The 25338-nt window shown below is 74.0% G+C and carries 22 protein-coding genes; 9 read left to right on the top strand and 13 right to left on the bottom strand.

The genetic code is table 11. The features are described 5' to 3' along the window. Positions 1-183 precede the first annotated feature (183 nt). Positions 184-990: a hypothetical protein gene (locus WMF24_RS08830; RefSeq protein ID WP_437735934.1), complete on the top strand. Its 807-nt coding sequence runs from the start codon at positions 184-186 to the stop codon at positions 988-990. Between the two features lie 105 nt (positions 991-1095). On the opposite strand, the gene WMF24_RS08825 is transcribed toward WMF24_RS08830, so the two are convergent. The 4 genes from WMF24_RS08825 to WMF24_RS08810 form a co-directional block, all read right to left on the bottom strand. Further along, positions 1096-2124, bottom strand: a complete 1029-nt coding sequence (locus WMF24_RS08825) for a peptidyl-prolyl cis-trans isomerase (RefSeq protein ID WP_437735933.1) — start codon at positions 2122-2124, stop codon at positions 1096-1098. 33 nt (positions 2125-2157) lie between these two features. Further along, positions 2158-2691, bottom strand: a complete 534-nt coding sequence (locus WMF24_RS08820; protein WP_437735932.1) for a hypothetical protein — start codon at positions 2689-2691, stop codon at positions 2158-2160. A 144-nt stretch (positions 2692-2835) separates the two neighbouring features. Continuing rightward, entirely contained in the window at positions 2836-4203 is a 1368-nt protein-coding gene (locus tag WMF24_RS08815; protein ID WP_437735931.1) for a metallopeptidase family protein, read from the bottom strand. A gap of 87 nt (positions 4204-4290) precedes the next feature. Next, positions 4291-5424 carry a hypothetical protein gene (locus WMF24_RS08810; protein WP_437735930.1) on the bottom strand — a complete coding sequence of 378 codons (1134 nt, stop codon included), beginning with the start codon at positions 5422-5424 and terminating at the stop codon, positions 4291-4293. Between the two features lie 248 nt (positions 5425-5672). Between WMF24_RS08810 and WMF24_RS08805 the strand changes: the two genes are divergently transcribed. After that, on the top strand, positions 5673-7055 hold the full coding sequence (locus WMF24_RS08805; protein ID WP_437735929.1) for a sigma-54-dependent transcriptional regulator: 1383 nt from the start codon (positions 5673-5675) through the stop codon (positions 7053-7055). Between the two features lie 1165 nt (positions 7056-8220). Here WMF24_RS08805 and WMF24_RS08800 read toward each other — a convergent pair. Then, positions 8221-11034 carry a tetratricopeptide repeat protein gene (locus WMF24_RS08800; RefSeq protein WP_437735928.1) on the bottom strand — a complete coding sequence of 938 codons (2814 nt, stop codon included), beginning with the start codon at positions 11032-11034 and terminating at the stop codon, positions 8221-8223. Positions 11035-11260: 226 nt separating this feature from the next. Between WMF24_RS08800 and WMF24_RS08795 the strand changes: the two genes are divergently transcribed. Continuing rightward, positions 11261-12076, top strand: coding sequence for an SDR family oxidoreductase (locus WMF24_RS08795; protein WP_437735927.1), 816 nt, complete (start codon positions 11261-11263; stop codon positions 12074-12076). A gap of 10 nt (positions 12077-12086) precedes the next feature. Here WMF24_RS08795 and hemH read toward each other — a convergent pair whose 3' ends face one another. Then, positions 12087-12989 carry a ferrochelatase gene (hemH, locus tag WMF24_RS08790; RefSeq protein ID WP_437735926.1) on the bottom strand — a complete coding sequence of 301 codons (903 nt, stop codon included), beginning with the start codon at positions 12987-12989 and terminating at the stop codon, positions 12087-12089. 77 nt (positions 12990-13066) lie between these two features. Continuing rightward, entirely contained in the window at positions 13067-13447 is a 381-nt protein-coding gene (locus tag WMF24_RS08785; protein ID WP_437735925.1) for a hypothetical protein, read from the bottom strand. A 241-nt stretch (positions 13448-13688) separates the two neighbouring features. Here WMF24_RS08785 and WMF24_RS08780 point away from each other — a divergent pair, with 241 nt between their 5' ends. Further along, positions 13689-14861 carry a hypothetical protein gene (locus tag WMF24_RS08780; protein ID WP_437735924.1) on the top strand — a complete coding sequence of 391 codons (1173 nt, stop codon included), beginning with the start codon at positions 13689-13691 and terminating at the stop codon, positions 14859-14861. A gap of 14 nt (positions 14862-14875) precedes the next feature. Here WMF24_RS08780 and recO read toward each other — a convergent pair whose 3' ends face one another. The 5 genes from recO to tsaB form a co-directional block, all read right to left on the bottom strand. After that, the gene (gene recO / locus WMF24_RS08775) at positions 14876-15598 is read right to left on the bottom strand and encodes a DNA repair protein RecO (protein WP_437735923.1); all 723 of its coding nucleotides are present in this window, start codon (positions 15596-15598) and stop codon (positions 14876-14878) included. A gap of 59 nt (positions 15599-15657) precedes the next feature. After that, positions 15658-16095: a helix-turn-helix domain-containing protein gene (locus WMF24_RS08770; RefSeq protein WP_437735922.1), complete on the bottom strand. Its 438-nt coding sequence runs from the start codon at positions 16093-16095 to the stop codon at positions 15658-15660. 107 nt (positions 16096-16202) lie between these two features. Beyond that, entirely contained in the window at positions 16203-17033 is an 831-nt protein-coding gene (locus tag WMF24_RS08765) for a tetratricopeptide repeat protein (RefSeq protein WP_437735921.1), read from the bottom strand. 233 nt (positions 17034-17266) lie between these two features. After that, positions 17267-18112 (bottom strand): Crp/Fnr family transcriptional regulator, encoded by an 846-nt coding sequence (locus WMF24_RS08760; protein WP_437735920.1) that lies wholly within the window; start codon positions 18110-18112, stop codon positions 17267-17269. Continuing rightward, positions 18109-18945, bottom strand: a complete 837-nt coding sequence (tsaB, locus tag WMF24_RS08755) for a tRNA (adenosine(37)-N6)-threonylcarbamoyltransferase complex dimerization subunit type 1 TsaB (RefSeq protein WP_437735919.1) — start codon at positions 18943-18945, stop codon at positions 18109-18111. The genes WMF24_RS08760 and tsaB overlap by 4 nt, the downstream gene beginning before the upstream one ends. A 121-nt stretch (positions 18946-19066) precedes the next feature. Here tsaB and WMF24_RS08750 point away from each other — a divergent pair, with 121 nt between their 5' ends. From WMF24_RS08750 to WMF24_RS08730, 5 genes are all read left to right on the top strand, one after another. After that, the gene (locus tag WMF24_RS08750) at positions 19067-20092 is read left to right on the top strand and encodes a hypothetical protein (protein WP_437735918.1); all 1026 of its coding nucleotides are present in this window, start codon (positions 19067-19069) and stop codon (positions 20090-20092) included. 290 nt (positions 20093-20382) lie between these two features. Continuing rightward, positions 20383-21618 (top strand): trypsin-like peptidase domain-containing protein, encoded by a 1236-nt coding sequence (locus tag WMF24_RS08745; protein ID WP_437735917.1) that lies wholly within the window; start codon positions 20383-20385, stop codon positions 21616-21618. Between the two features lie 82 nt (positions 21619-21700). Further along, positions 21701-21940, top strand: coding sequence for a DNA gyrase inhibitor YacG (locus tag WMF24_RS08740; protein ID WP_437735916.1), 240 nt, complete (start codon positions 21701-21703; stop codon positions 21938-21940). After that, on the top strand, positions 21937-22809 hold the full coding sequence (locus WMF24_RS08735; RefSeq protein ID WP_437735915.1) for a hypothetical protein: 873 nt from the start codon (positions 21937-21939) through the stop codon (positions 22807-22809). Before WMF24_RS08740 ends, WMF24_RS08735 begins: the two co-directional genes overlap by 4 nt. Before the next feature lie 39 nt (positions 22810-22848). Then, a complete protein-coding gene (locus WMF24_RS08730) occupies positions 22849-24015 on the top strand; it encodes a PrsW family intramembrane metalloprotease (RefSeq protein ID WP_437735914.1) in 1167 nt (388 codons plus the stop codon). Positions 24016-24162: 147 nt separating this feature from the next. Here the strand turns inward: WMF24_RS08730 and dnaJ are convergent, their stop codons facing one another. After that, positions 24163-25248, bottom strand: a complete 1086-nt coding sequence (gene dnaJ, locus WMF24_RS08725) for a molecular chaperone DnaJ (RefSeq protein ID WP_437735913.1) — start codon at positions 25246-25248, stop codon at positions 24163-24165. Positions 25249-25338: the final 90 nt, after the last annotated feature.

Below are 25338 nucleotides of genomic sequence, written 5' to 3'. Positions count from 1 at the left end.
CGGGCCATGCACCACGGCCCATGGGCCGACGAACCATGAACGGCGAACCGTGGCCGACGAACCATGAACGGCGCTGTGTGCGACGGACGATGTACGCGCGCAGCGGCAACTCGGGTCGACAGGCCCGCTGGTGCGGCGTAACCTTGGTAGGAGTGGCCTTCATCCGCTGCTCGGAGGTGCGCGATGGCCAAGCGATCTGCCAGCGTACGCCGTGAGTCGCTGCGGGACGACGAGGCGTTCGATGTGCCCGCGGCGGTCCTCTGCGCGTGCTGTGGCCAGCCGGATTGCGCCGGCTGCACCGCGGCGAGCGACGAGGGCTCGGGGGTCGTCGCGATCATCCCCTGGGAGCGCCCGTTCGGCGGGGTCTGGTCGCGGCTCTGGTCCACCTCGAAGGCCACCACGCTCGGAGCCGAGACCTTCTTTGCGGCGCTGCCCGACGGCGCGTTCGCGCCGGCCATGCGGTTCGCCCTGCTGGCGGAGACGCTCGCGATCCTCTCGATGGTCGTCGCCCTGCTGCCCCTCGTGGCGCTCGCGCTGCCGGGCCTGACGCTGGAGCTCGCCCGGAACCCGGCCGCGCGCGCGAGCGCTCTCCAGTGGCTCGCCATCGGCATCCCAGGGCTCACCGTGTGGATGGTGCTCGCGCACGCCGTCCACGGCGCGGCCCTCGAGCTCGGCGCGCGCCGCCAGGGCGCGCGGCCAGAGCGCCGGCGCGCGCTCCGCTTCGGGCTGTACGCGTGCGGCTGGGACCTCATGGCCGGCCCGCTCGGCGCGCTCGTCATGCTCATCACCGGCGGCATCAAGGGCGCCGAGCAGATCCTGTCGGCGTCGCTCCGCGTCCCGGGCAAGGCCTCCACGGCGCTCCTCCTGGGCGTCTATGCGCTCCCGCCCGACGCGGCAGAGCGCGCTCGCCGCGCCGGGAGCATCGCCGCGCTCGTCGTCACCATCGCCTCCGGCTTCGCCGCCATCGCGCTCGTCGTCGCCCTGAGCTGACGCCGCCACGGCTGCGCGCAGGCGGCCGGTGGCTCACGAACGCCGGCGGCGTCGGCCGATCTCGACGGCGCCGACGGCCGGCCTCGGACGGCGCCGCGGCGGGGCTCAGCGCAGGTCGTGGCGCGGCGCGGGCGAAGGCGGGGGCGCGCCCGGGCGGCGGCTGCTCGCCAGGGTGCCCGGGCGACGCAGGGGCTGCAGGTCGCCGGTCGAGGTGATGTCGACGAGGTCGACGAGCTCGGGCGCGTGGCCCGATACGTCCTGCGCACGCAGGCGCTCGAGGAGCTGCTTCACCTGCGCCTCGGCCTTGCCGTGCGCGAGGATCTGACGGATCGACGGCGCTTCCTGCTCCAGCGAGCGGCTCACGGGCCTGCGGCTCTGCCGTCGCCACAGCACGGCGAAGCGATCGCCCTCCGGCACCGGCTCGGGCACGAGCTCCCCGTCCTTCACCCGGGCGGCGGCCTCCAGGAGCTCCGGGGCGAGCTTCAGCCCCGGCTCGGAGGTGCTGCCGTCGGGCGCCACGAAGCCGAGGTCGCCGCCCCGCAGGTGGGTCGCCTTGTCGAGCGACTTCTCCCGCGCGATGTCCTTGAAGCGCTGGGGCGACGGGTCCTTCTTGAGCTCGGCCAGGATCGCCTCCGCCTCCTCGCGCGTCGCGACGAGCACGCGCCAGAGCGCCACCATCGGCGGCGCGCTGAACCTGTCCCGGTTCGCCTCGTAGTAGGCGCGGACCTCCTCGTCCGTCACCGGGGAGCTCGCCGCCGCCTCCGCCTGGATCCGCTGGAGCAGCGCGGCGCGAAGGACGCCGCGGATGCGGTCCTGCACGTCGGCCCGCTCGGTGAGCTTCTGCGCGGCTGCCCCCTGGGCGAGGAGCAGCTCGCGCACGAGGACCTGGCTCACGAAGTTCTTCCGGATCTCGTCCGGGGTCCGGCCGAAGCTCTGGAGCTGAAACGGCGGGATCTGCGCGATCCTGCGCTCGACCTCCGCCGCGGTGATGACCTTGTCGCCGACGCGCGCCACCACCGCGTCCCCCGCGGCCGCCGGCTGGGCCTCAGCGCGGAGCGACAGGCCGGTCGACGCCGCACACGCGACCGCGGTCGCGGCCGCGGCGAGGAGGAGCTTCACCGTTCTCGCGCGCATCGGAGCGGGTTATCCCCGCGCCGGCGGGCAAGGTCAAGCTACGCCGCGGCGCGCCGTCTCGCCGGGAGCGCCGCGCTTGTCCGCTCGCTCGCCGCCCCGCAGCACCCCCGCCTCCCGCAGGGCGTGCGCGTCGAGCCCGACGAACCGGTACACGTCCGCGGAGAAGCCGTAGGCGCGGTGGAGGTGCTTCAGCCCCTCCACGAGCTCAGCGGTCACCTCGACCGGGGGCGGAGGCGGGTACGCCTTGCGGATCGAGGCGAGCGGCTCGCCCAGCTCGAGGAGCTCCTCGACGCGCGACAGCACGTCGATCGGCTTGAGCGCCCGCTTGCCGCGCCGCGAGACGCCCTCGGCCAGCTCCGCGAGCAGGCGTCGGCGCCGGCGCTCGGTGCGGCCGTCCCCGGCGCGGCCGCCCCCGCCGAGGAGAAGCTCGTTGAACCGGCGCGCGGCCCGGCGCTTCTCGACGGCGTCCGGACTTCCCCGGCGGTTCTGCGCATCGCCACCCCGCTTGGCGGGACGCGGCGCCTTGGTGGACCCGGCCCTGGAGGCCGGCGAGCTCTTCGTCTTCACGATCCTCGGCAAAAGCACAGCGGCGCTCGAGGAGCCGGTATTCCCCGGCACATCTTCCGGCTGTCTCCGCAGTATAGACAGCTCCTCCTCGCGCTTCGAAGAAAGCGGCGACCGCGCGTCGCGCTCTCGCCGCGCGCCGGGGTCTCAGCGTCCGCCCTCGCACCACGCAAGGGCCGTCCCCACGGCCGCGATCAGCCAGGCCGGCCACGTCGCGCGAACGAAGCCGCCCACGTCGGAGAGGGCGCCGCGCCGCGCGCGCCGGGCGGCCTCGGCGTGGCCTATCCGGCGCAGGTTCTCGCGCTCGATCTGCTCGCGCTCCTCGTCGTCGAGCGGATCGCTGCCGGCGAGGTGGTGGAGGTGGTGGATCACCTCGTGATCGATGGTCTCGGCGATCTCCGCGTCGACGTCGAACCCGGGGTCCTCGCGCGCTTCCGTTCGAAACGTCCGGTAGAAGATCCGGATCTCCGGAGGACGGGCGATCCCGAGCTCGTCCGCGGCTGTCCCGGGCGTGTAGCAGCCGAGCAGCGGCTCGCCTCCGTCGTCGCAGGCCGGCACGCCCGCGTCGATGAAGAGATCGATGTTCCGCACGCCGCGGGCCTCGTAGATGCGCTCGGCGGCCGCGCGGACGCGCGCTTCGAAGGCGTCGAGATCGGGGAAGGCGCTCCCCTCGCCCGTCGTGGCGCTCGGCTCCCCGGCGACGTCCGACGCTGTTCCGGACGCGCGGAGCGGCGCGCGCGGGAGCTCCCGCTCGAGGGGCACGTCGAGATCGTTGCGGGCGCCGCAGCCCTCGCAGCGGTGGACCGCGAAGAGCCGCGCTGGGTAGCGCGCCTCGTGGTAGAGGTCGACGATCGCCGCCCACGCGTCGTCCGGCGCCCCGGCGAGCGCGTCGGCGATGACCGAGGCGCGGCGCTCGCGGCCGAGCGCCGCGATGCCCATGGCGGCGACGAGCGACGGTGTGACGCGGAGCGCGCCCTCGCCGGACAGGCGGAGCAGCGGCATCGCCTCCTCGACGGTCCGCTCGACGAGCCGGACGCCGCGGCAGACGGCGCGCCCAACGCGCAGCGCCGGGATCGGGTGCGACGCGCCGAAATCGAACGGGCGGTCGAGCTCGGGGTCGTCGAGCTCGCCGTCGGTGAACGGGCCGATCTCCAGCAGGCCCGACGGGGCGACCTCGAACGGGGCGCCGCAGTTCTCGCACGTGTACCCGCCCGGCTCCTCCGGGACGACGTCGGCGAACGCGAGGAGCGCGCGCAGGACGTGGGCGTCGGGGAGCGGGAGGCCGAGCGGATCCAGCGGCGCGCCGCGCGCGTCGGCCAGCACCGACGGGCCCGCGAGGACCTGGAGGTCACGCGCGCACCTGCCGACCGAGGCGGGCTCGCCGCCGCTGCGCCCTCCGGGAGCGCCGAGGACGGCCTGCGCGCTGGCGCGCGCGGCAGCGTCCGACAGGCGCACGACGCTGCCGGAGGGGAGATGGACCTGCGCGGGGAGCAGGCGCTCGGCGGGCTTCGGCATCGCCCGGGGCCTATAAGGGAGCGCGCCCGCGCCTTCCAGCGCGGCGCGGCCTCGGCCGGCCTGTCGCCTCGCCGGGGCGAGGGCTCGTCAGGGATCCTCGGAGGCCGGCGAGCCGCTGGCGGTGCCGTCGTCGGCCGGCGCTGGCGAGCCCCACGGAGCGCGATCCCGGTCAGCGCCGGAGGGCTCGCCCGCCGCGCGACCGACCTCGAGCCCGGCGGCGCTGGCGAGCTCGGCCGCCACCGCGGCGGAGAGCGAGCCTCCGCCGAGCGGAGCCATCCGCGGCGCGACGGTCGACGTGGGCGACGGCTCCGAGGACATGCGCTCGCGGCGACGACCGCGGCTCATCACGGGCGCGCGCTCGCCGTCGCCGGCCGGATCCGGCGCGGCGGCGCCCTCGCGGTGCAGGGTCGCGCGGAGCTGCATGCGCCCGAGCGACAGGCTCGCGGCGCTCGCGGGCGGCACGCTCGACGAGGGCTCCGCGCCGAGCGGCACGCCCTTGCCGAAATCGAGGTACCGCGTGATGGCCAGGGCGTAGATGAGCTTGCGCACGATCGGCTCCGGCGCGACCCCGGACCGGAGGAGCGCCGTGAGCGTGGGCGTGGAGCTCTGGAGCACGTCGATCACCGCGAGCTCGCTCTCGGCGAGGCCGAAGCGGCCCGGCTCGAGGGCGGGGTGCAGCCGGAGGGGCACCGCCTCGATCCGCTCGAGCGTCCGCTGGAGCCGCGTCGAGCGCTCGCCGTGCTCGCGCAGCCCCGCCCAGAGGAGCGCGAGCGGATCGACCTTCGCGGGATCGCCGCCCCAGTCGGCCAGCACGTCGAGGCCGTCGTAGTAGCGGTACGTCGTCTCCGGCGGCAGGTCGAACAGGCGCACCATCCGCCGCACGAACTGGACCTGCGCGAGCCAGTCGATCGTCGGGGCGTCGAGGCACCCCGAGAGCAGCAGCACATCCCCGAGGAGGCCCCGCGTCGCGAGCGCATCCGCCAGGATCTCGGCGGTGATCACCCCCTCCTCGAGCAGGATCTCTCCGAGCCGCGCGTAGCCGTCGCTCGGGCGGACCTTGACCGGCGCCCCCCGGACGATCCGCACCGTGTGCTCGGCGCCGGTGGGCTCCAGCAGGATGAACGCGCCGGTCAGCCGGTGCTCGACGGCGTAGACGAAGAGGTGAGCGAACGGCGTTCGCTCCAGGTCTCCTTCCGCCGTCGCGGGGCCGTCGGCAGACATCCTACGCCAAGCTATCATAGCGCCCGCGGACCGGAGCCCCTTTCTCCGCGCACGGAGGCGCCGCGGCAGCGGCGCGCCGGCGTCGCGTCGTCGCGTCATCGCCATCGTTTCGTGCCCCTGCCGACGCGCGCCCGACGCCTTCGCGCCCACGCCGCCGCAGGTCGGGCGCGCGCGCCGGCGCCCGGGCGCGGCGCGCTCGCCCGACCTGCGGCCATCCGCCGCGGCGGTTCCGCGCTAGGGTGGCAGGTATGCCGCGCGGACATGTGCTGGTGCTCGATGACGAGCGGGCGATCTTGACGACCCTGCAGAAGGCCCTGTCGCTCGAGGGCTACACGGTCGACGTCGCCGGGGGCGTCGGGGTGGCCGAGGAGAAGCTCGCGAAGCGGAGCTACGACATCGCGCTCTTCGACGTCTCGTTGCCGGACGGCGACGGCGTCGAGCTCCTCCGGCGGATACGCGCCGCCGGGTCGGAGCTGCCGGTCGTCATGATGAGCGGCCACGCGACGATCGACGCCGCCGTCCGCGCGACGCGGCTCGGCGCGATCGACTTCCTGGAGAAGCCGCTCTCGACCGATCGGCTGCTGCTCGTGCTCGACAACACGCTGCGCCTCGTCCGGGCCGAGGCCGAGGCGAAGGCGCTGCGGACGCAGACGGGCCAGGTCGGCGAGCTCATCGGGGAGAGCCGGGCGATGCTCGAGCTGCGCGAGCAGATCGCGCGCGCGGCGAAGGCGACCGCGACGGTGTTCGTGACGGGCGAGCGCGGCACCGGCAAGGAGCTCGTCGCGCGCGCGATCCACGGCGCGTCGAGGCGGGCGCGCGGGCCTCTGGAGAAGATGAACTGCGCCGCGGTCCCGAGCGAGCTCATCGAGAGCGAGATGTTCGGCCACGAGGCGGGCGCGTTCACGGGCGCGACGAAGCAGCGGCGCGGGAAGTTCGAGCGCGCGAGCGGCGGCACGCTGTTCCTCGACGAGGTCGGGGACATGCCGCTCGCGATGCAGGCGAAGCTGCTCCGGGTGCTGCAGGAGCGGGAGATCGAGCGCGTGGGCGGGCACGAGACGATCAAGGTCGACGTGCGCGTCGTGGCGGCGACGAACCGTGACATCGAGGCGGCGTGCCGCGAGGGCCAGTTCCGGCCGGACCTCTACGACCGGCTCAACGTGCTGCCGCTGTCGCTGCCGCCGCTCCGGGCGCGGCGCGAGGACATCCCGCTCCTGGCGCGGCACTTCCTGGCGCTCGCGACGCAGGCGAACGACAGGCCCGGGATGGCGTTCACGAGCGGCGGGATGGGGATGCTCGTCGCGTACAGCTTTCCGGGCAACGTGCGGGAGCTGCGCAACATCATCGAGCGGCTGGTGATCCTGACGCCGGACGACACGATCGACGAGGGCGACGTGAAGGTGTGCCTCGGGGGGCAGCAGGCCCCGATGAAGGGGGGGCTCTTCCGGCCGGGGGTGCCGTTCCGGGTGCTCGCCGAGGAGGCGGAGCGGACCATCCTGGAGGAGGCGCTGGGCCATCACGGCGGGCAGATGGCGGCGACGGCGCGGGGGCTCGGGCTCGAGCGGAGCCACCTCTACAAGAAGTGCAAGGCGCTCGGGCTGCGCGGGGACAAGGGCGAGGCGGACGAGGAGTAGCCGGAGACGGGGCCCTGCCGGGGGCCGCGCCGAGGGGAGGGTCTGCGCGGCGGCCGCGGGTGGGCGCTCGGCCATCCGCCAAGACGGGGACGTGGCGCTTGCGCATGGAACACCACCCGGCATGTCTCCCTTCGGGCCTTGCCACCTGGGACGTTTCGTCGCGCGCCACACAAGGCGCGCCTGAGACGTGGAGCCCGCTGGGACCGGATGGCACCTCGGTCGGTGCTGGTCGCGCCCACCCGCGGCCGCCGCGCAGACCCTCCCCTCGGCGCTCCGGGTGTCGAACGACACGCGTACTGGCAGCGCGACCCATGGCAGGTACTGGCAACTGCTTCCGGTCCCTCGAGGGCTCCCGGCTGCCTCCTTCGGACCGTCTCCGGTTCGCCCAGGGCTCCCGGCTGCCTCCCACGGACCGTTTCCGGTCCCTCGAGGGCTCCCGGCTGCCTCCCACGGACCGTTTCCGGTCCCTCGAGGGCTCCCGGGCTGCCTCCCACGGACCGTTTCCGGTCCCTCGAGGGCTCCCGGGCTGCCTCCCACGGACCGTTTTCGGTCCCTCGAGGGCTCCCGGGCTGCCTCCCACGGACCGTTTCCGGTCCCTCGAGGGCTCCCGGCTGCCTCCCACGGACCGTTTCCGGTCCCTCGAGGGCTCCCGGGCTGCCTCCCACGGACCGTTTCCGGTCCCTCGAGGGCTCCCGGGCTGCCTCCCACGGACCGTTTCCGGTCCCTCGAGGGCTCCCGGGCTGCCTCCCACGGACCGTTTCCGGTCCCTCGAGGGCTCCCGGCTGCCTCTCCCGGACCATTTCCGGTCTGCCGGCGCGGTGGAGGCCGCGAACTTCAAGCCCATCGCGCGGCGAGTTGATCTGACACCACGTGAGCGCCGGAGGGGGTCTCTGCGCGGCGGGGCGCGGGTGGGCGCGACCAGCACCGACCGAGGTGCCATAAGCTTTCAGCGGGCTCTACGTCTCAGGCGCGCCTTGTGTGGCGCGCGACGAAACGTCCCAGGTGGCAAGGCCCGAAGGGAGACATGCCGGGTGGTGTTCCATGCGCAAGCACCACGCTCCCGTCTTGGCGGATGGCCGAGCGCCCACCCGCGCCCCGCCGCGCAGAGACCCCCTCCGGCGCGTGCTCCCTGGATCACCGCCCTGGCGCCCCCGTCGCCCTCGGCTCAGTCCGGCATCGCCTGCGGCGCGGGCGGCGCCGCCCCCCGCATCGCCTTCTGGTACTCCAGCGCCTGCTTCGCGTAGTCGTCCCGCTTCATCTTCGCGTACGCCTTCGCGAGCTCCCCGTAGATCTCGGCCGCATCCGCGGGCCTCGGCCGCGCGATCAGCGCGCTGTTCAGCTCGTAGATCGCCGACACGTGCCGCCCCGTGCGCGCCAGCGCCCGCGCGTACAGCCGGTGGATCTCCGGGTTCGCCACGTCGACGTAGATCGCGCTCTCGCCCACCTTGCGCGCCTCCTCCCACGCCCCGCGCTCCACCAGCAGCCGGAGCAGCCGCCGCCACACGCGCCGATCGTGCTGGTCGAGCAGCGCCAGCCGGCGCAGCGCCGAGAGCTCCCCCGCCGCGTCCTTCTGCCGGCGCGCCAGATCGTAGAGCCCCTGCAGCGGCTCGGCCTGCGTCGGATCCAGGCGAGACGCCGCCTCGAGGTTCGCCTTCATCCGCGCCGCGTCCTTCTTCAGCTCGGCGAGATCGGCGAGCTTCATCCGCACGACGTAGCCGTCGTGGCCGTCGGCGATCATCTTGCTCAGCAGCCTCGCCGCCTCGTCGGGCTTCTTCTCGGCGAACGCCGCCCGCACCTTGAGGTACGTCGCGTCGGGCTGCTTCGGATCGACCCGGAGCGCCTCGGCGAGCACCGCCTCGCCCTCCTGGCGCTGCCCGTCCTCGAACAGCGCGAGCGCGAGCTCGACGAGCCGCTTCGCGTCCTTCGGGGCGCGCGCCGCCGCCTTGCGCGCCTCGTCGAGCGGCGGCGCGTGCAGGTCGGGGACGTACTGCTTCTCGTAGCGCTCGAGGCGGGGCTTCAGCCACGCGCGGAAGCGCCGATCCAGCTCCTCGGTGCCGACGCCGAGCGACTCCCTCACGACCTCCGGCGTCCGCTTGCCAGCGGCCCACCGGGGCAGCATCGACACGACCTTCGGGAAGCCGAACTCCTCGACCATGAAGACGACGATCTGGCTCGCCGCGAAGTAGGCCATCGTCACGTCCTCGATGCTGTCGACGTGCGTGAAGGCCCGGTTGAACCCGTCGACCCCCGGGATCCTCCCGCCCTTCAGGGCGGCGAACAGCGCCGGATCCTCCTCGCGGTGCCACTCCGGCCGCCGCACGATCGTCTCGTACTCGCTGAGCCCCTCGGTGAACCAGCGCGGGACGTGGTTCTTCGAGAGCTGGATCGCGAAGACGTGCCCGAGCTCGTGCCACAGCACGTTCCCCCAGTTGAACTCCGCCGCCGCCGGGCTGAGCGCCGCCAGCGTCTGGCCGAAGCAGACGCCCTGGATGCCCACGTTGGGCAGGCCGCTCGTCCTGACGCTGAAGTTCTCCGTGGACGCGTAGAGCTCGATCGAGACCGGCACCTTCGGCGTGAAGCCGTAGCGCTTCACCATCGAGCCCCACGCCTCCTCGAGCATGCGCGGCACGTACCGCTCGAGGATCGGCCGCTCCTGCTTGTGGTAGCGGACGCGGAACGTCTGCCCCTCCACGGTGACGTACTGGGTGGCGATGTCCTTCTCGTACAGGTTCAGCGTGTTGAACACCCGCACGTTGAAGCGGTCCTTGTCCCACGCCCTCTGGAGCGCAGCGAGGCCTGCCTTCTCGTCGCCAGAGCGGATCAGGTTCAGCCCGAGCGTGGCGTACGCCTTCGCGTCGTTCGCATCGACCTTCGTCGCCTCCTCCATCATCCTGACGATGTCGTCGTAGCGGTGCTCCCACTCCGCGAACTCGCCGACGATCTGGAAGAACCGCGAGAACTCCGGGTTCAGGCCGAGCACCTTCGCCTTGAGCGCCTCGAAGCCCGCCGCGTCGTCGGCGAGGAAGCGGGCCGCCGCCTTGATCGAGAGCAGCTCCAGATCGCTCGGGTTGACCTTGAGCCCGCGGTCCGCCGCGGCGTCCGCGGCGTCGATGTCCATGTCGCGGAGCGCGAGCCCGGCGCGCACGAAGTAGGCCTCGGCGAGGTTCGGGTTCACGGCGAGCGCCTCGGCGATCTCGCTGTCGGCGCCGCCGAAATCCATCGCGCTGTCGAGCTTGACGCGCGCCATCGCGACGCGGACCAGCGGGTCCTTCGGGGCGAGCTTGAGCGCCTCCTTCACGACCTGCCCGGCGTGGCCGGGGTCGTACTTGTCGAGGAACAGATCGGCCCGCCAGAGCAGCGTCTCCACCCGCTGCTTGCCGCCGACCTTCTCCGCCGCGTTGTACGCGTCGTTCGCGTCGCGCGCGCTCCGGAGCAGGTGCGCCGCGCGCCCGACGAGGGACAGGCCCTCCGCGTCGCTCGCGGTGATCTTGTCGTCGTTGTAGTCGTCGATGATCGTCATGAGCGGCGCGCGCGCCTCGCCCCGCTTGCCCGACCGGATCAGGAGCTCGCCGAGCACGAGCCGCGCGCGGCGGGCCTCGTCCTCCCGCTCGACCTCGCGCGCCGCCGCGATCGCCTCGGCCATCTTCCCGCGGCGCGCGAGCGCCTCGGCCCGGAGCGGCGCGGCGGCGATCCTCGCCTCCTTGCCGAGCGCGGCGGCCGCCCTCGCCGTCTTCGCGGCGTCGTCGTAGCGGCCCGTGAGCAGCTCGATCCGCGCCTTCACGAGCAGCGCCGGGGCGCGCTCCGCCCCGCCAAGGAGCGCGGCGAGCGCCTTCTCGGCGCCGGCGTGGTCGCCTTGCGCGAGGAGCGCCTCCGCGCGCGCGACCGACGCGGGCGGCTCGGCGGAAGCGGGGACCTGGGCCGCGCAGGCGGCGGCGACCAGGAGAGCGGCGAGAGAGCGGCGGATCGAGTGGCTTCGCATGACACCCCGTGCGCGACCGCGCGCAACCGTGCGTGGAGCGCGTGGCTTCGCGTGACCGTAGCTGAGCGTAACTTCCCGTGATCGTTGCGTAACTGTGCTGCTGAAGGACGGCGCCCGGCCGGACCGGACAGGGCGATCCTAGCCGAGAGAGGGAGGGCCGAGCATGCGCGAGCGCCCGAGGATGCGCCAGAGCTCGCGCCCGCGCGATCATGGTATGCGAGGGGTCATGGCAAGCGGGCTCGCAGGAAAGGTCGTGCTGATCACGGGCGCGTCGTCGGGCATCGGCGAGGCGCTCGCCCGGGAGGTCGCCCGGCGCGGCGGCCGGAGCGCCCTCGCGGCGCGGCGGACCGAGCGGCTCGAGGCGCTCGCGGCGGAGCTCCGCGCGTCCGGCGGCGAGGCGCTCGCGCTCCAGTGCGACGTCACGCGCGACGGCGACGTGGAGCGCGCGGTCGAGCAGGCGCGCGAGGCGTTCGGGCGCCTCGACATCGCCATCGCGAACGCGGGGTTCGGCGTCGCGGGGCGCGTCGAGGATCTCTCGATCGACGACTTCCGCCGGCAGCTCGAGACGAACGTCTTCGGCGCGCTGCGCACCGTGAAGGCCGCGCTGCCCGAGCTCAAGCGATCGCGCGGCGGCGTCGCGCTCATCGGCAGCGCCAGCGGCTACGTCGCGGTCCCCGGCATGGGCGCCTACAGCATGAGCAAGTTCGCGGTGCGCGCCCTCGCCGAGACGCTGCGCGGCGAGCTCCACGCCGACGGCGTCGCGGTCACGCACGTCGCCCCGGGGTTCGTCGCGAGCGAGATCCGCCGCATCGACAACCTGGGCAAGCTGACCGACAGGGCGCGCGATCCGGTGCCGCCCTGGCTCGTCATGCCGACGCCGCAGGCGGCGCGGCAGATCATGGACGCCATCGCGGCGCGCCGCGCCGAGGCGATCATCACCGGGCACGCGAAGCTCGGGGTGTCGCTCGCGCGGCACGCGCCCGGCCTCCTCAACGCGGCCGTCGCGCGGCTCGCGCGCCGGAGCAAGGGCGCGCGGAGCTGAGCCGGCCCGCCTACGGCGCGGACGCCTCGAGCTCGCGCCGGACGAGCGCCTCCAGGGCGTCGATGAAGCGGGGCCGCGTGTTGACGGCCGGCGCCCGCTCCAGCCGGGCGAGGCCTGCGTCGCGGGCGAGGACGTGCGCCTCCACGTCGAGATCGTACAGGGTCTCGACGTGGTCCGCGACGAAGCCGATCGGCGCGATCAGCGCCTCGCGCGCGCCGCCCGCGGCGAGCCGCTCGAACGTCGACCGGAGATCCGGGCCGAGCCACACGTCGCCGGTCATGCCCTGGCTCTGGAAGGCGACGAGCACGGGGTTCCCGCGCGGCGCGACGCGGCGCTCGACCTCGGCCGCCATCGCGCGGAACTGGCGCTCGTACGGATCGCCCGCGTCGATGATCCGCTGCGGCAGGCTGTGGGCCGAGAGGATGACCGCCACCTGCGCCCGGCGCTCCTCGGGGAAGCGCGCGAGCGCCTCGTCGATCACCTCGACGAAGGCGTCGATCAGCGCGGGCTCCAGCCCCCACGCCGGCACGCACCGGACCTCCATGCCGCCCAGCCCGGCGGCCGCGTCGCGCACGACGGCGTTGTAGACGTCGACGGACTGCGGCGCGAGCGGCAGCGAGACGACGCGCCGCACGCCGCGCGCGTGCAGCGCGCCGAGCACCTCCGCCGGGTACGGGTGCCAGAGCCGCCCCGCGATCGCGACCGGCAGACCGAGCCGCTCGGCGAGCGCGTCCGCCTGGGCCTGCGTGATGCGCAGGAGGGGCGAGCCGCCGATCGCCTCGAAGCGGCGCCGCACCTCCTCGACGAGCTCCGGCGGGGCAGGCCTGCCGCGGCGGATGTTGGAGAGGAACGCGGGGAGATCGTCGAGCCGCTCGACGGTCCCGTGGCAGCTCAGGAGGACGGCCGTGGTCACGGCGCCACTCTACATCGCCTCTGCGCGCGCCGCGCCGCCATCGCCGGCGCGCGGCGCGGCCGCCCGCCGGAAGAGGCTCACTTCGCGTCCCAGACGACCACCACGCGGTCGTGGCCGATGAGGCCGCCCTTCTTGCGGGCCAGGTGCTGAGCCATCACCCGATCGCCCGCGGCGTAGACGCGCACCTCGAGGAACGCCAGACCCTCGTCGGTCTCGATGCCGTCCACGATCTCCGCGGCGTCGAGCTGACGCGCCCACCCCGACACCGGATCGTGGAAGAGCTCGTTCTTGAGCCGCTCCAGGATGGCCTGCCTCCCGCTCGTGACGCTGGGGTGGGCCGGAGGATCGCGGTTGCTCACCTCCTCGATCACGGCGTCCTCGGCGTAAATCCGGGAGAGGGCCTCGATGTCCTGGCCCCGCAGGGCGCGCTCGATCTCCGCGAGAAGTCCATCGCGCACCCGCTGGGCAAAAGGTCGCGTCCGCGCCGAGCTTTCCATACACGCTTGCATGGGACGCGGCGGCGCGGGCGTCGAGCCCGGGTAGGCCGGCGCGCGGCAAAGCGGCGCGCGGCGCGCGCTGCGTGAGGATGAGCCCGGCGGGCCGCCGTCCTCTCCCACGGGCCCACGGGCCGTTCCCCCGAGCTCGTGCGCCGGGTGGCGAGTTGCAGCGCCCGGACGGACGTGATGAAACTGATGGGTTATGACGCAGCGCCGCACGGTCGTTCTCGCCGATCTCCACCTCGTGCGCCAGACGCCGCGCGACGTGACCGCCGACCTCGCGCGGTTCGTGGCGTCCCACGCCGGAGCGCGCATCGTCGTGGCGGGCGACCTGTTCGACCTCTCGTCCGAGTCGCCGGAGTTGCCCCGGCCGCTCGCGCTGCGCGAGGCGCTCCTCGCTCACCCGACCGCGCGCGCGGCGCTCGCCGAGCACCTCGACCGGGACGGAGAGCTGTGGCTCGCGGGGGGCAACCACGACGCCGAGGTCGGCGCGCTCGACTTTCCCCAGGCGCTGACGGAGGCGCTCGGCGTGAGCGGCGAGGCCCGATCTCGCATGCGGACGACGCCCTGGTTCTTCCGCGATGGGTCGATCCACATCGAGCACGGGCACCTGTACGATCCGGACAACGCGCCGGCGCACCCGCTCGTCGTCGGCGAGCGCAGCCTCGGCGTGCACTTCGTCGAGGAGTTCATCGCGCCGACCGGCGCGCACCGCTACCTGCAGGCGAACGACCAGACGCCGCTCCGCCTGTTCCTCTCCGCGTTCACCTGGTACGGCCCCCGCGCGCCCTACGTCATCTACCGCTATTTCCACGCGGCGATCGGCGCGATGCTGAAGAGCGGGCCGCTCTACCGCGCGCGGGGCGAGGCGACGGTGGGCGCCGCGGTCGTCGAGCGCTTCGCGCACGAGCTCGGGGTGCCCCGCGCGATGGCCGACGATCTCCTCGGCCTCGCGGCCACGCCGACGCTCGAGAGCGCGGCGAGCACGTTCACGCGGCTGTATTTCGATCGCGTGATCGCGACGCTGTCGATGGGCGCGGGGATCGCGGCGCTCGGCCTCGGCGCGCGGGAGAGCGGCGCCGCGGCGCTCGGCCTCGGCGCGCTGCTGATGGGCGTGAGCTGGGCGAACGGGCACAACCGCTACGCCGGCACGGTCGCGGAGCGGCTGGCCGAGAGCGCTGGCCACGTGGCGAAGACGACCGGCGCGAAGCTCGTCGTCTTCGGCCACACGCACCGCGAGGCGCTCGGCGACGGCTACGCCAACACCGGCAGCTTCTCGTTCCCGCGCAACGCGCCCGGCAGGCCGTACGTGGAGATCGAGGGATCTCCGGAGGCGCCGCGCGCGGTGACCCGCTTCTGGAAGGCCGTGGCGTGACGTGACGCGCGGAGCTAGCTCCCGCTCGCGTGCGCGGTGAGCGCGCCCTCCACGAGATCGAGCGCGATCGGGATGTCCTCCTCCAGGATCTCGGGGGCGTCGCCGAGCATCGCGGCGAGCAGGCGCTCTCTCGGCTCCGGTCGCAGGAAGAGGGGCCCGCCCCCGCACGCGCGGCACACGAGGCCGCCGCGCGCCGGGTCGACGTAGGCCGACTGCGTCGCGTCGCAGGCGCGCCCGCACCGGACGCACTGGGCGAGCTCGAGGCCCCAGCCGAAGGCGACGAGCAGTCGCAGGCCGGTCTCCGCGAGGAGCGCCTGCGGGGACGCCGCGGAGACGCCGTCGAGGCGGTCGAGGAGCCCGTTCAGCTCGCGCCACGCCGCCTGCTCGGCCGTGTGCGCCGGCGCGATCTCGCGCACCCAGCGCAGCGCGCGCCCGGCCACCTCGAGGCGCGCGAGATCCCCCGCGAGCCGCAGGCGCGGGCGCTCGATCGCGGCCTCGGTGAGCTGGGCGAGCTCGGCGCCGGGCCGGATCTCCAGGGTGACGCGGAGCAGGTGCATCGGCTCGAGCGCAGGGAAGCGCCTGGCCGAGCGGCGCGCGCCGCGCGCGGTGGCGGAGAGGAGCCCGCCGTGCTCGGTGAAGAGCCCGACGAGGAGGTCGGCCTCACCGAAAGGGACACGCCGGACAAGGAGCGCCTCGGTGCGGAGCCGCTCCGTCCGCGGGCGAACGGATCGGGGCATGGCGGGGTTCGAGGGTTACAGCACGCCGCCGCGCCGAGCGCTCGGCGAAAATTTGGCCCTCAGGTCGAGAGGGAGGTACGAGCCCTCGCGCCGGTGCCCTCCGACAGCTCCGGCGGCATGTCGTGGCCGCGGGGCCGGAGCACGATGCTCAGCGCCAGCGTGAAGAGGATGAGCAGCAACACGAACGCGATCGCGACCCCGAACCGCCTGCTCTGCTGCGTCGTGCGCGCGGGCGCTGCGATGGGCAGCGGCGTCACGAGCGCGATCCGGCGGCTGGCCGTGTACCGGGCCAGCACCTCCTCCATCGGCAGCGAGACGGCGCGAGCATACGCCTTCAGGAACCCGCGGACGAACACCTCGCCCGGCAGGTCATCGAAATGATCGGCCTCGATCCGTTCGATGGAGATCACGGGGATGCGCGTGGCGCGGGCGACCTCCTCCACGCTCATGGCTCGGGCCTCACGCGTGCGTCTCAGGTAGCGTCCGATCGACTCCATCCCATTCCACCCATCGTCATTCGGTCGTCACTCTACTCACCCCGACAACCATTGCTCAAGCCCTAGCGTGCCCCGATGTCCCTCTCGGGGAGAGAGGCGTTGCGGGCTCACTGCAACGTCTGTAACTGTGCAGCGCAGCGCTGCCCCACCGGCGTCGTCGCGGCGATCTCGCGGCACCGCTCGAGGTCGGCGCGCGCCTCGTCCACGAGCCCCCTCTTCTCGGCGACGCGGGCGCGCGCATCGAACGCGTCCTGGAGCCGCCTGCACTCCGGCTGGTCGGTCTCGACCGCCCTCGTGAACGCCTCGCGCGCCAGATCGAGCTCGCCCCGCTTCTCGTAGGCGAGGCCGAGGCGATACTGACCCACGCAGAAGAGCGGTTGCGCGGCGACGGCGCGGCGGAGCGCGTCGATCGCCTCGTCGTTGCTGCCCTTGAGCAGGTATGCCCAGCCCAGGTTGCCCCAGGACTTCTCCGGCGAGGCGTAGAGGATATCCTCGGAGAGCGGCTTGAGCACCGCAATCGCCTCGTCGTAGCGCCCCTGGTGAACGAGGATGACCCCGAGCGTGTTCTTCGCGTCCCGCATCTCGGGGTTCGCCTCGAGGGCCCGCCGCGCCATCTTCTCGGCGCTGTCGAAGCGGCAGTCGCTCGAGCGCGCGTCGGTCGCGCAGAAGCCGAGCAGGATCACCGCGCCGAGATAGGCGGCCTCCGCGTTGTCCTCGTCGAGCGAGAGCGCCTCCTCGACGTGGGCCAGCGCCTCGCGCAGCCGGCCGTGCTGGAGGGCGTCGCGCGCGAGATCGTACTCCGCGACCGATCGCGCCTCGCTCGCGTGCGCCGCGGGCTGCGCGCCGCCGCACGCCACCGGAGCGAACGGCAGCAGAGACAGGAGCGACAGGAGAGCAGCCGCGCCGCGGATGCACCCCGCGCGGGTCGCTGCTGTCATGTGTCGCTGCGATGTCATGTGCGATTGGATTCCGCTGCTGAGCAACGCCGCAGCGCGGCAGCATGTCAGGCGGGATGTCGCCTGCCCTGCGGGGACCCCTGAGTAAACCAGGCCGCTGGTCACGTCAACCCGCGAATCTGCCTTTGAAGACGCAGCGCGTCCTCGGGATCCCGATTCGACTTCCCGCAGGAGTCAGGTCGACATAGGATGGGGAAGAGGGCGACTCCTGCTCGTCACTGTTCGCCGCGGATCTCGTCCTTGAGTCCGAGCAGGCCGAACAGCCTCCGCAGCGCGTCGATGTCGGGGATCTCGAGGCGCTCGTCGGCGACGCGCAGGTACTGACCCTCGCGGAGCTGCTGCACGGCGCGCTTCACGGTGTCGACGTCGAGGCCGACGCGGGTCGAGAGCTCCATGGGCGAGATCGCGAACGAGGCGCCGTTCGAGGAGGAGCCGCTCGCGGCGCGCGACTGCTGCGCGAGCTTGAGCAGCGCGTTCACGACCTTCGACTGCGTGTCGGTGAGCATCATGATCTCGATCTGGTCCTCCGCGTCGCGGAGCCGACCCACGAGCTGCTTGATGATGCGCAGGGCGACGGCCGGGTTGCGCTCGACGAGGTTCTGCAGCGTGCCCTGATCGAGCGTGAGCGCGACGCCGCGCGACAGCGCGATCGCCGTCGACCAGCGCGCGGCGCCGCCGAGGAGCGCGGACTCGCCGAACAGATCGCCCGGCTTGAGGACCATCAGGCTGCGCTCGGCGCCGCGGACCTTCTTGATGAGGCGGATGCGCCCCTCCTCGAGGAGGTACGCCTCCGTGCCGGGCTCGCCCTCGCGGAAGATGACGTCGCCCGCCTCGAAGGGGCGGCCGAACCGGGCCCGGAGCCGCTCGGGATCCGGCGCCGACTCGACGGGCGCCGCGCGGTCCGCGAGGTCGTCGGGCTCGTCGGGCGCTCCCGCGCTGGACGGAGAGCGCGCGGGCTCCGCGGCCGCGGAGGGCAGCGGTGCGGGCTCCGCGTCGCTGGCGCTTCCGGCCTCGCGCTCCTCGTCGGGCGCGACGCCGTCCCCTTCAGGCGAGCTGGTCATCGGGGCGGAGTGTATCCCAGCTCGGCTGGCTTCGCGTCCGGCGCGCGCACGTAGAGCGGCTCGAGGAGCGCCGCGTCGTGCTCGGCGGCCCTGAGCCCGCGCTCGCCGCCAGCGGCGGCGGCCCTGAGCCGGGCGATCGCGAGGCGCGCTATCCACACCGCGTCGGGGAAATCCAGCGCGTCGCCGCGCACGGCGAGCGGCCGGAGCGCCTCGATCTCGTCGGCGACGGCGCCGACGACGACGATCCGCCGCCCGGCGGCGAGCGCGGCGACGGCGTCGAGCGCCGCGTCGCGGGGCACGTGGCGCGGCGGCATCTCGGGCGGCGCCGCGGGCCCGTCGAAGGCGGCGAGGAAGACCTCTCCCTTCTTGGCGTCGATCAGCGGGACCAGCAGCTCGCCGGCGCTCGCGGCGCCCGCGGCGAAGGCGGCGGCGGCCATCGCCTCGAGCGAGGTGACGCCGGCGGCCGGGATGTCGAGCGCGAGCGCGACGCCCTTGGCCGCCGCGACCGCCACGCGGACGCCGGTGAACGAGCCGGGCCCCACGTCGCAGCCGAGGGCTCCCAGGGCCGCGGCCGGCACGCCTGCGGCGGCGAGCACCTCGTCGATGGCCCCGAAGATCCGCTCGGCGTGCCCGTGCAGATCGGCGTAGGTCGTCGCCGCGAGCAGGCGCGCGCCTGCGTTCGGCGCCGACGCGAGGTGGGGGGCGGCGTGGTCGGGGGAGGAGGGAGCGCCGCCCGGGGGCGCGGCGGTCCGGGCGGGGACGTCCAGGTCCGGGGCGTCGAGGAGCGCCGCGCTGCCGCGCGGGGTCGAGGTCGAGAGGGCGAGGAGCTTCAAGGCGCGCTCGGGAACGTTGCAGCCGCGGTGCTGTCTGGCAGAACGACGGGCCACGGGCAACGAGCTTCAGCGAAATGAAGGGGCCGCGGCCCTTCCGGGGCCCGAGGGCGGAGGCGAGCGGATGCGCGATCAACGAGCGATGCTGCCGGCGCTCCTCGCCTCGGCGCTCGTCCACCTGGGCGCGTGGGGGGCCGCGGGGATGTCGCGGGGAGACGCCGCCCCGCCTCCCGCCGCGCCGGCGGAGGAGCGCGAGCCCATCGACATCTGGACCGGGACCACGGCCGCGCTGCCAGGCAGCGGCGGCCCCTCGCGCCCGGTCGACGATCGCAGCACGCCGGACGGCGTCCCGACGGCGCGCGCTCCGGCACCTGCCGCCCAGCCGCCAGCGGCCGCGGCCGCGGAGCGTCGCGTGGAGGCCGGCGGCGAGCCGGCGCTGGCAGCCACCGCCGCGCCGCATGCGGCCACCGCCGCGCCGCATGCGGCCACCGCCGCGCCGCACGCGGCCACCGCCGCGCCGCACGCGGCCACCGCCGCGCCGCGCCGCCAGGCGGCGCCTCGGCCCAGCGCGGCGCCTCCGGCCAGAGAAGAACGCGGGGAGCGCGCCGGATCGTCGGACCGCTCCGCCGCCGCGCGGACGAACGCTGGCGCTGGCGAGGGCGCCCAGGGCGACTTCGGGGCGGCCGGCAGCAGCGCGGTGCGCAGCCTCGGGCGCGCCTTCACGAGGGCCATTCCGCCGGCGTGCCAGGCGGATCCGATCTGGGCGACGCTGCCGCTGGGCAGCGCCGGCAAGGCGCGCATCGTGATCGACATCGACGATGCAGGGCACATCGCGTCGTGGCGCCCGGAGGGGGAAGAGCCCATCGCGCGGCACCTCGGCAACCTGGCGAAGCGGACGATCGCGCTGCTCGGGAGCGGGACATTCGCGGTGGCGCGCGGGGCCGTGACGGCGGGGAAGCAGACCCTGGAGGTCAGCGCCGTCGTCCGCGCCGGGGCGGAGGACGGGGAGACGGGCGCACCGGCAGATCTGGCGTGGCGCTTCGAGGGCAGCCGCGGCAAGGCGTCGTTCGCCCAGCCCGGCGGCCGCCTCGTGGAGGTCGTCGTCCAGGTGGTGCGCACGGAAGTAGGGCGAAGCGCGCCGCCCGGCTGAATCCCGGCGCGCCACCTCATCCAGGCGGGCCGTCGTGCCCCCGCACGCGGCGCGGTCGCGGGCCCGGCGCTCCTTGCGGTATCGCCTCGAGGCTCTACGTCCGGCGCGTGGGACGGCTCTGCGCTGCCGCATGGGCGTGTGTCGGGTTCCTCGGGGCCGCACCGCTCGCTGCCTGCGGCGACCGGGCGGCCGCGCTCTCACCGCCTGCAGCGCCGATCCGCGAGGCGAGCGCGCCGTGCTCGATCCTCCGCGCCGACGCGCCGCCCGCGCCGCCGGCCGCGGCATCCACGATGACACCTCCCGCGCTGTTCGACCGGGTGCGGCCCGTGGTGGTGACGGTCGCCACGCTGCGCGCGTCCTCGCTGGCGGACGGGCGCGCGACCCCGAGGTTCCCGTTCGGCGGCGGCGCGCCGCGGGTGGAGCGGGCGATCGGATCAGGGGTCGTGATCGCCGCGGAGGGGCTCGTGCTGACGAGCGATCACGTGGTCGGCGACGCGCTCGAGATCGAGGTGCAGCTCTCGGACGAGCGCGTCTTCAAGGCGAGCGTGATCGGGCGGGATCCGACGCTCGACGTCGCGCTGCTGAAGCTGATCGGGGCCGAGCCGCTGAGCGTCGCGGCGCTCGGATCGAGCGCACAGGTCCAGCCAGGAGACGATGTCATCGTCGTCGGCAACCCGTTCGGCCTCGGGCCGACGGTGACCCGGGGCATCATCAGCGCGACGTCGAGGCCCATGGGCGCGGGGCGGCTCGACGGCTTCCTCCAGACCGACGCCGCCATCAACCCGGGAAACAGCGGCGGACCGCTCTTCAACGCGGCGGGACAGGTGATCGGCATCGCGACGGCGATCCACACCGACGGCCGCGGCATCAGCTTCGCCCTCCCGATCGACGAGGTCGTGGAGATCCTCCCCGAGCTGCGGGCGACGGGCCGCGTGGACCGAGGGCGCATCGGGATCAGCTTCCAGGAGGTGACCTCGCCGCTCGCGCGGGTGCTCCGGCTGCCAGGGCGGATGGGGGCGCTGATCACGGAGGTCGAGCCGGAGAGCCCCGGGTCGCGTCTGGGCTTCAAGCCCGGCGACGTGATCACGTCGCTCGAGGGGCGCCGCGTCGAGCACGCGCGCGAGCTCGCGCGCGCGCTCCGTCGCTCGAAGCCCGGCGACGAGGTGAAGCTCACCTACAAGCGCGGCGGCGCGGACCTACGCGCCACCGTGAAGCTCGAGCGTGCGGCAGGGAGCGAACCTCCGAGGCCGCTCCTGCGGGACGAGCCCGCGGACACGGACGCCCGACAGCCGCTCGGCGTGGCGTCGAGCGACGCGCCGGAAGGAGCGCGGATCGAGTCGGTCACGCCGCAGAGCCCGGCGGCGGGCCACCTCGAGGTGGGCGACGTGGTGCTCGAGCTGAACGGCGTGCCCGTGCGCGGCGGCGCCGATCTGACCGAGCGCCTGCGCGCCGCGGGGCGCGAGGATCTGCTGCTCCGGGTGCGGCGCCACGGGCTGGCCCGGTACGTCGCTGTCCCGGCGCGTTGAGCGAGCGCCGCTCCCGCGCGCTCGGCGCCGCGCGCGGAGCGCGGGCTACATGCCCGCGATGGACGCTGCTACGTTACGCCGCATGGGAGCTTCGGCAGGCGCGACGTGCCCGATTTGCCGCAAGTCGGCGGGGCCCAGGCCCGAGAACCCGGCCTTTCCGTTCTGCTCGCCGCAGTGCAAGCTGGTGGACCTCGGCCGCTGGCTCGAGGGCAGCTACCGGGTGCCTGGCCCACCCGTCTCCTCGTCAGAGGATGCCGAGCCCCTGGAATCGAGGGGACGGGTGGACGGGCTCGACGGGAAACCCCAGGAAGAGGACGAATGATCGCTCGCCCCGCGCTTTGCCTCCTCACGGTCCTCACGGCAGCCACAACGGCATCCATCGCCGCCGCGCAGCAGGGCCAGCCCGCCCCCGGGACGCCGCCCTACGGCGCCGCTCCGCCCCCCGGCGCCGCGCCCGCCCAGCCGAACCCCTACGATCCGTCGATGCAGGCCGGAGGGCTGGCGCCGCCTCCCCCGATGACGCTCGAGCCGGAGCCCGTCCCGCCGGACGGCGGCACGGAGCGGCGCCTCGAGGAAGCGAAGGAAGAGGACTCGGGGCGCGGGCTCGAGCTCGTCTGGTTGAACTTCGAGGGGGGTTACGAGAACGTCGGCCTCCAGACGTTCAACATCGACGAGGACGAGCTCACGGCCGGGTTCATCTCGAGCGCGGCGAACGGCGGGGTCGTCGGGGCCGGGGTCGGCGTCCGGCTCCTCTACTTCACGCTGGGCGCGCGCGGGCGGGTCGGGTTCTTCAAGGACTGGCAGCTCTTCAGCGCGGGCGGCGAGGTCGGCATGCACCTGCCGCTCGGCAGGCTCGATCCGCACGTCGACCTCGGCTTCGGCTACGCGGGCCTCGGCAGCTTCAAGAGCGCGGTGCGCGGCGCGGCCGACGCCATCGCGATCCGCGGCTTCTATGGGAGGATCTCCGGCGGGCTCGATGTGTACCTGTCGCCGGTCTTCTCGATCGGCGCGAACGCGAGCTGGGAGCTCCTGGCGCTGACAAGGCCGGGGCTCACCTCCGCGCAGATCGATCGCATCCGGAGCGAAGCCGCCACCACGCCCCAGCAGGCCAAGGCCGATCTGCTCGCGGCCGAGGGCTCCAGCGTCGGCTCGGCGCTCGCCCTGACCGCGGTCGCCGGGCTCCACTTCTAGCGGCCCCAGAGCGAGCCTCGCCGCCCTGCCCCTCCGCCCATGACCGCCGCCGACGCGCTCATCTGGATCGCCACCATCGCCGCGCCGCTCGGCGGTCTGGCCGCGCTCCTCCTCGGGACGCGGCGGCTCTACGGCAGGCGCCGGTTCGTGGTGGCGACCGCGCTGCTCGGCGCGATCGCGTTCGCGCCAGCGCTGCTGCTCGAGGGCTTCCTCCAGCGCTGGCAAGGGCTCGACAAGGCCGCCGGCACGCTCGACGCCGTCACGCTCATCTACCTCTTCGTGGTCGTGGCGCCGCTGGAGCAGGGGCTCAAGGTGGCGGCGGTCGCGCCGATCGCCAGGCTGCGCGCCGTGGACGAGCCGTTCGATGGGCTCGTCTACGCCGCTGCCGCGGCGCTCGGGTTCGTGTCGGCCCACAACGCCGTGTTCCTGTGGGGGCGGCCCCTGTCGTCGATCGACGTCGTGCGGGCGCTGCTCGCCGTGCCGGCGCACCTCTTCTTCGCCTCCCTCTGGGGGTATGCGCTCGGCCGCGAGCGCAAGCGACCGCTGGGAGGCCGTCGCTTCAACGCGGCGTGGCTCGCCGCGATGCTGCTCAACGGCGCCTACGATTACATCGTCTTCGCGTGTCGCCCGGTCGCGCTCTTCATCGCGGCGCCGATGCTCCTCGGGATCGGCTTCGTGACGTTCCTGGCCGCGCGCGATCTGCTCCGCCGGAGCGCGTCTCCCCACAGCTCGCAGCGAAAGGAGCGCCGCTTCCTCCCCCACCTCGCGCCGCCGTCGCTCGGCACGATGCGCGAGGCGCTGAGGCGCACCGAGCGGCCGCTGATGCTGAGCTGGATCGCCTTCGGCGCGCTCGTCACGGTCGGGGTGATGACCACGACGCTCGCCCTCGGGGTCGCGCTCGGCCACCGCTTCGGCGTCGACTTCGCGGCGGTCGATCGGGGCGACGCCTCGACCGCGGCGGCGGCGCCGCTCCTGCTGCTCGTCGCGGCGGCGATCGCGGCCTTCCCCTTCGCCGGCTACCTCGTCGCCCGGGCCTCCTCGACGGGCAGCGTCCTGGAGCCTGCCGCCTCCGCGGCGCTCGCCATCCTGGGCTCGCTGGTGCTGCTCGGCCTGGCCGCGCCCGTGGCCGTCGTGTTCGCGACCGCGCTCGCCCCCGTCGCCTTCAGCCTCGCGTGCGCGGGGGCCTGGATCGGCACGACGCGCTGAGCGTCGGCACGACGCGCTGAGCGTCGGCACGACGCGCTGAGCGTCGGCACGACGCGCTGAGCGTCGGCACGACGCGCTGAGCGTCCGTCGTTACGCTATCTCCGACGTCACGGCGGGCTCCGCGTACCGTTCGTACCGTTGGTAACGTTACGCGGTCGCCGCCTTCGCGGCGGGCTGGTGCTTCGCGACCTCGTCCTGGAACCTGCGGAGCAGCTCCTGCGCCGCGGGCGAGAGGTTCCGGGGCACCTCGACCTGGACGATCACCTGGAGCGCGCCGCGACCGCGGCCATCGATGCGGGGCGCGCCCTTGCCCTTGACCGAGATCACCTCGCCGGGCTGCACGCCCGCCGGGATCTCGACGTCGACCGCCGTATCGTCCGGCAGGTCGATCTTCACCGTGCTGCCGAGCGCCGCGTCGACGAAGGAGATGGGCACCCGCGTGATGAGGTCGAGGCCGTCGCGCTCGAAGCGCTCGTCCGCGGCCAGATCGACGTCGACGTACAGGTCGCCGGGCGGCGCGCCCTGGGCGCCCGGCATCCCCTGGCCGGGCACCCGCAGCCGCTGGCCTCCGTCGATGCCGGCCGGGAAGTTGACGACGACCTTCCGCGTCTTCTCGACGGCGCCGAACCCCTTGCAGGTGCCGCACGGCGTCTTGATGACCGAGCCCTCACCCGAGCACTCGGGGCAGGTCTGGGTGAACATCACGAAGCCGCGCGAGGTCGAGACCTGACCGGCGCCGCCGCACGTGCCGCACGGCTTGCGCTTGGTCCCCGGCTTCGCGCCCGTGCCGGAGCACTCGTCGCACGCGACGGGCGTGCGAAGGACGACCTCCCGCTTGCAGCCGAGCAGGGCATCGCGCAGCGAAAGCCGCTGCTGAACCCGGATGTCCTGGCCGCGCGCCGGGCCGCGCCGCCGGCGCTGCCCGCCGCCGAAGCCGCCGAAGAACTCGGAGAAGATGTCCTGGAAGTGGGAGAAGATGTCGCTGTCGGCCCCGGCGCCCATCCCCTCCAGACCGGCGTGGCCGAACTGATCGTACCGGCGGCGCTTCTCCTCGTCGGAGAGGACCTGGTACGCCTCGGTGGCCTCCTTGAAGCGAGACTCCGCCGACGCATCACCCGGGTTTCGGTCCGGGTGGTACTTCAACGCAGCCTGACGATAGGCCTTGCGAATGTCGTCAGGCGTCGCGTCTCGCGCGAGGCCAAGAACTTCGTAGAAGTCGCGCTTTTCACTCATGAAAGGTGGACCGCCGCGTCGATCCTGCCCGACAGGGGGCATAGGCGCCGGCTGACCATAAGTCCTCGCCCGCGCCTGTCAACGCGCAAT

The organism is Sorangium sp. So ce1335 (genome assembly GCF_051521615.1).
Classification (GTDB): domain Bacteria; phylum Myxococcota_A; class Polyangia; order Polyangiales; family Polyangiaceae; genus Sorangium.
The sequence above is the reverse complement of the archived record's forward strand: the minus strand, read 5'-3'. Positions and strand labels throughout refer to the sequence as shown.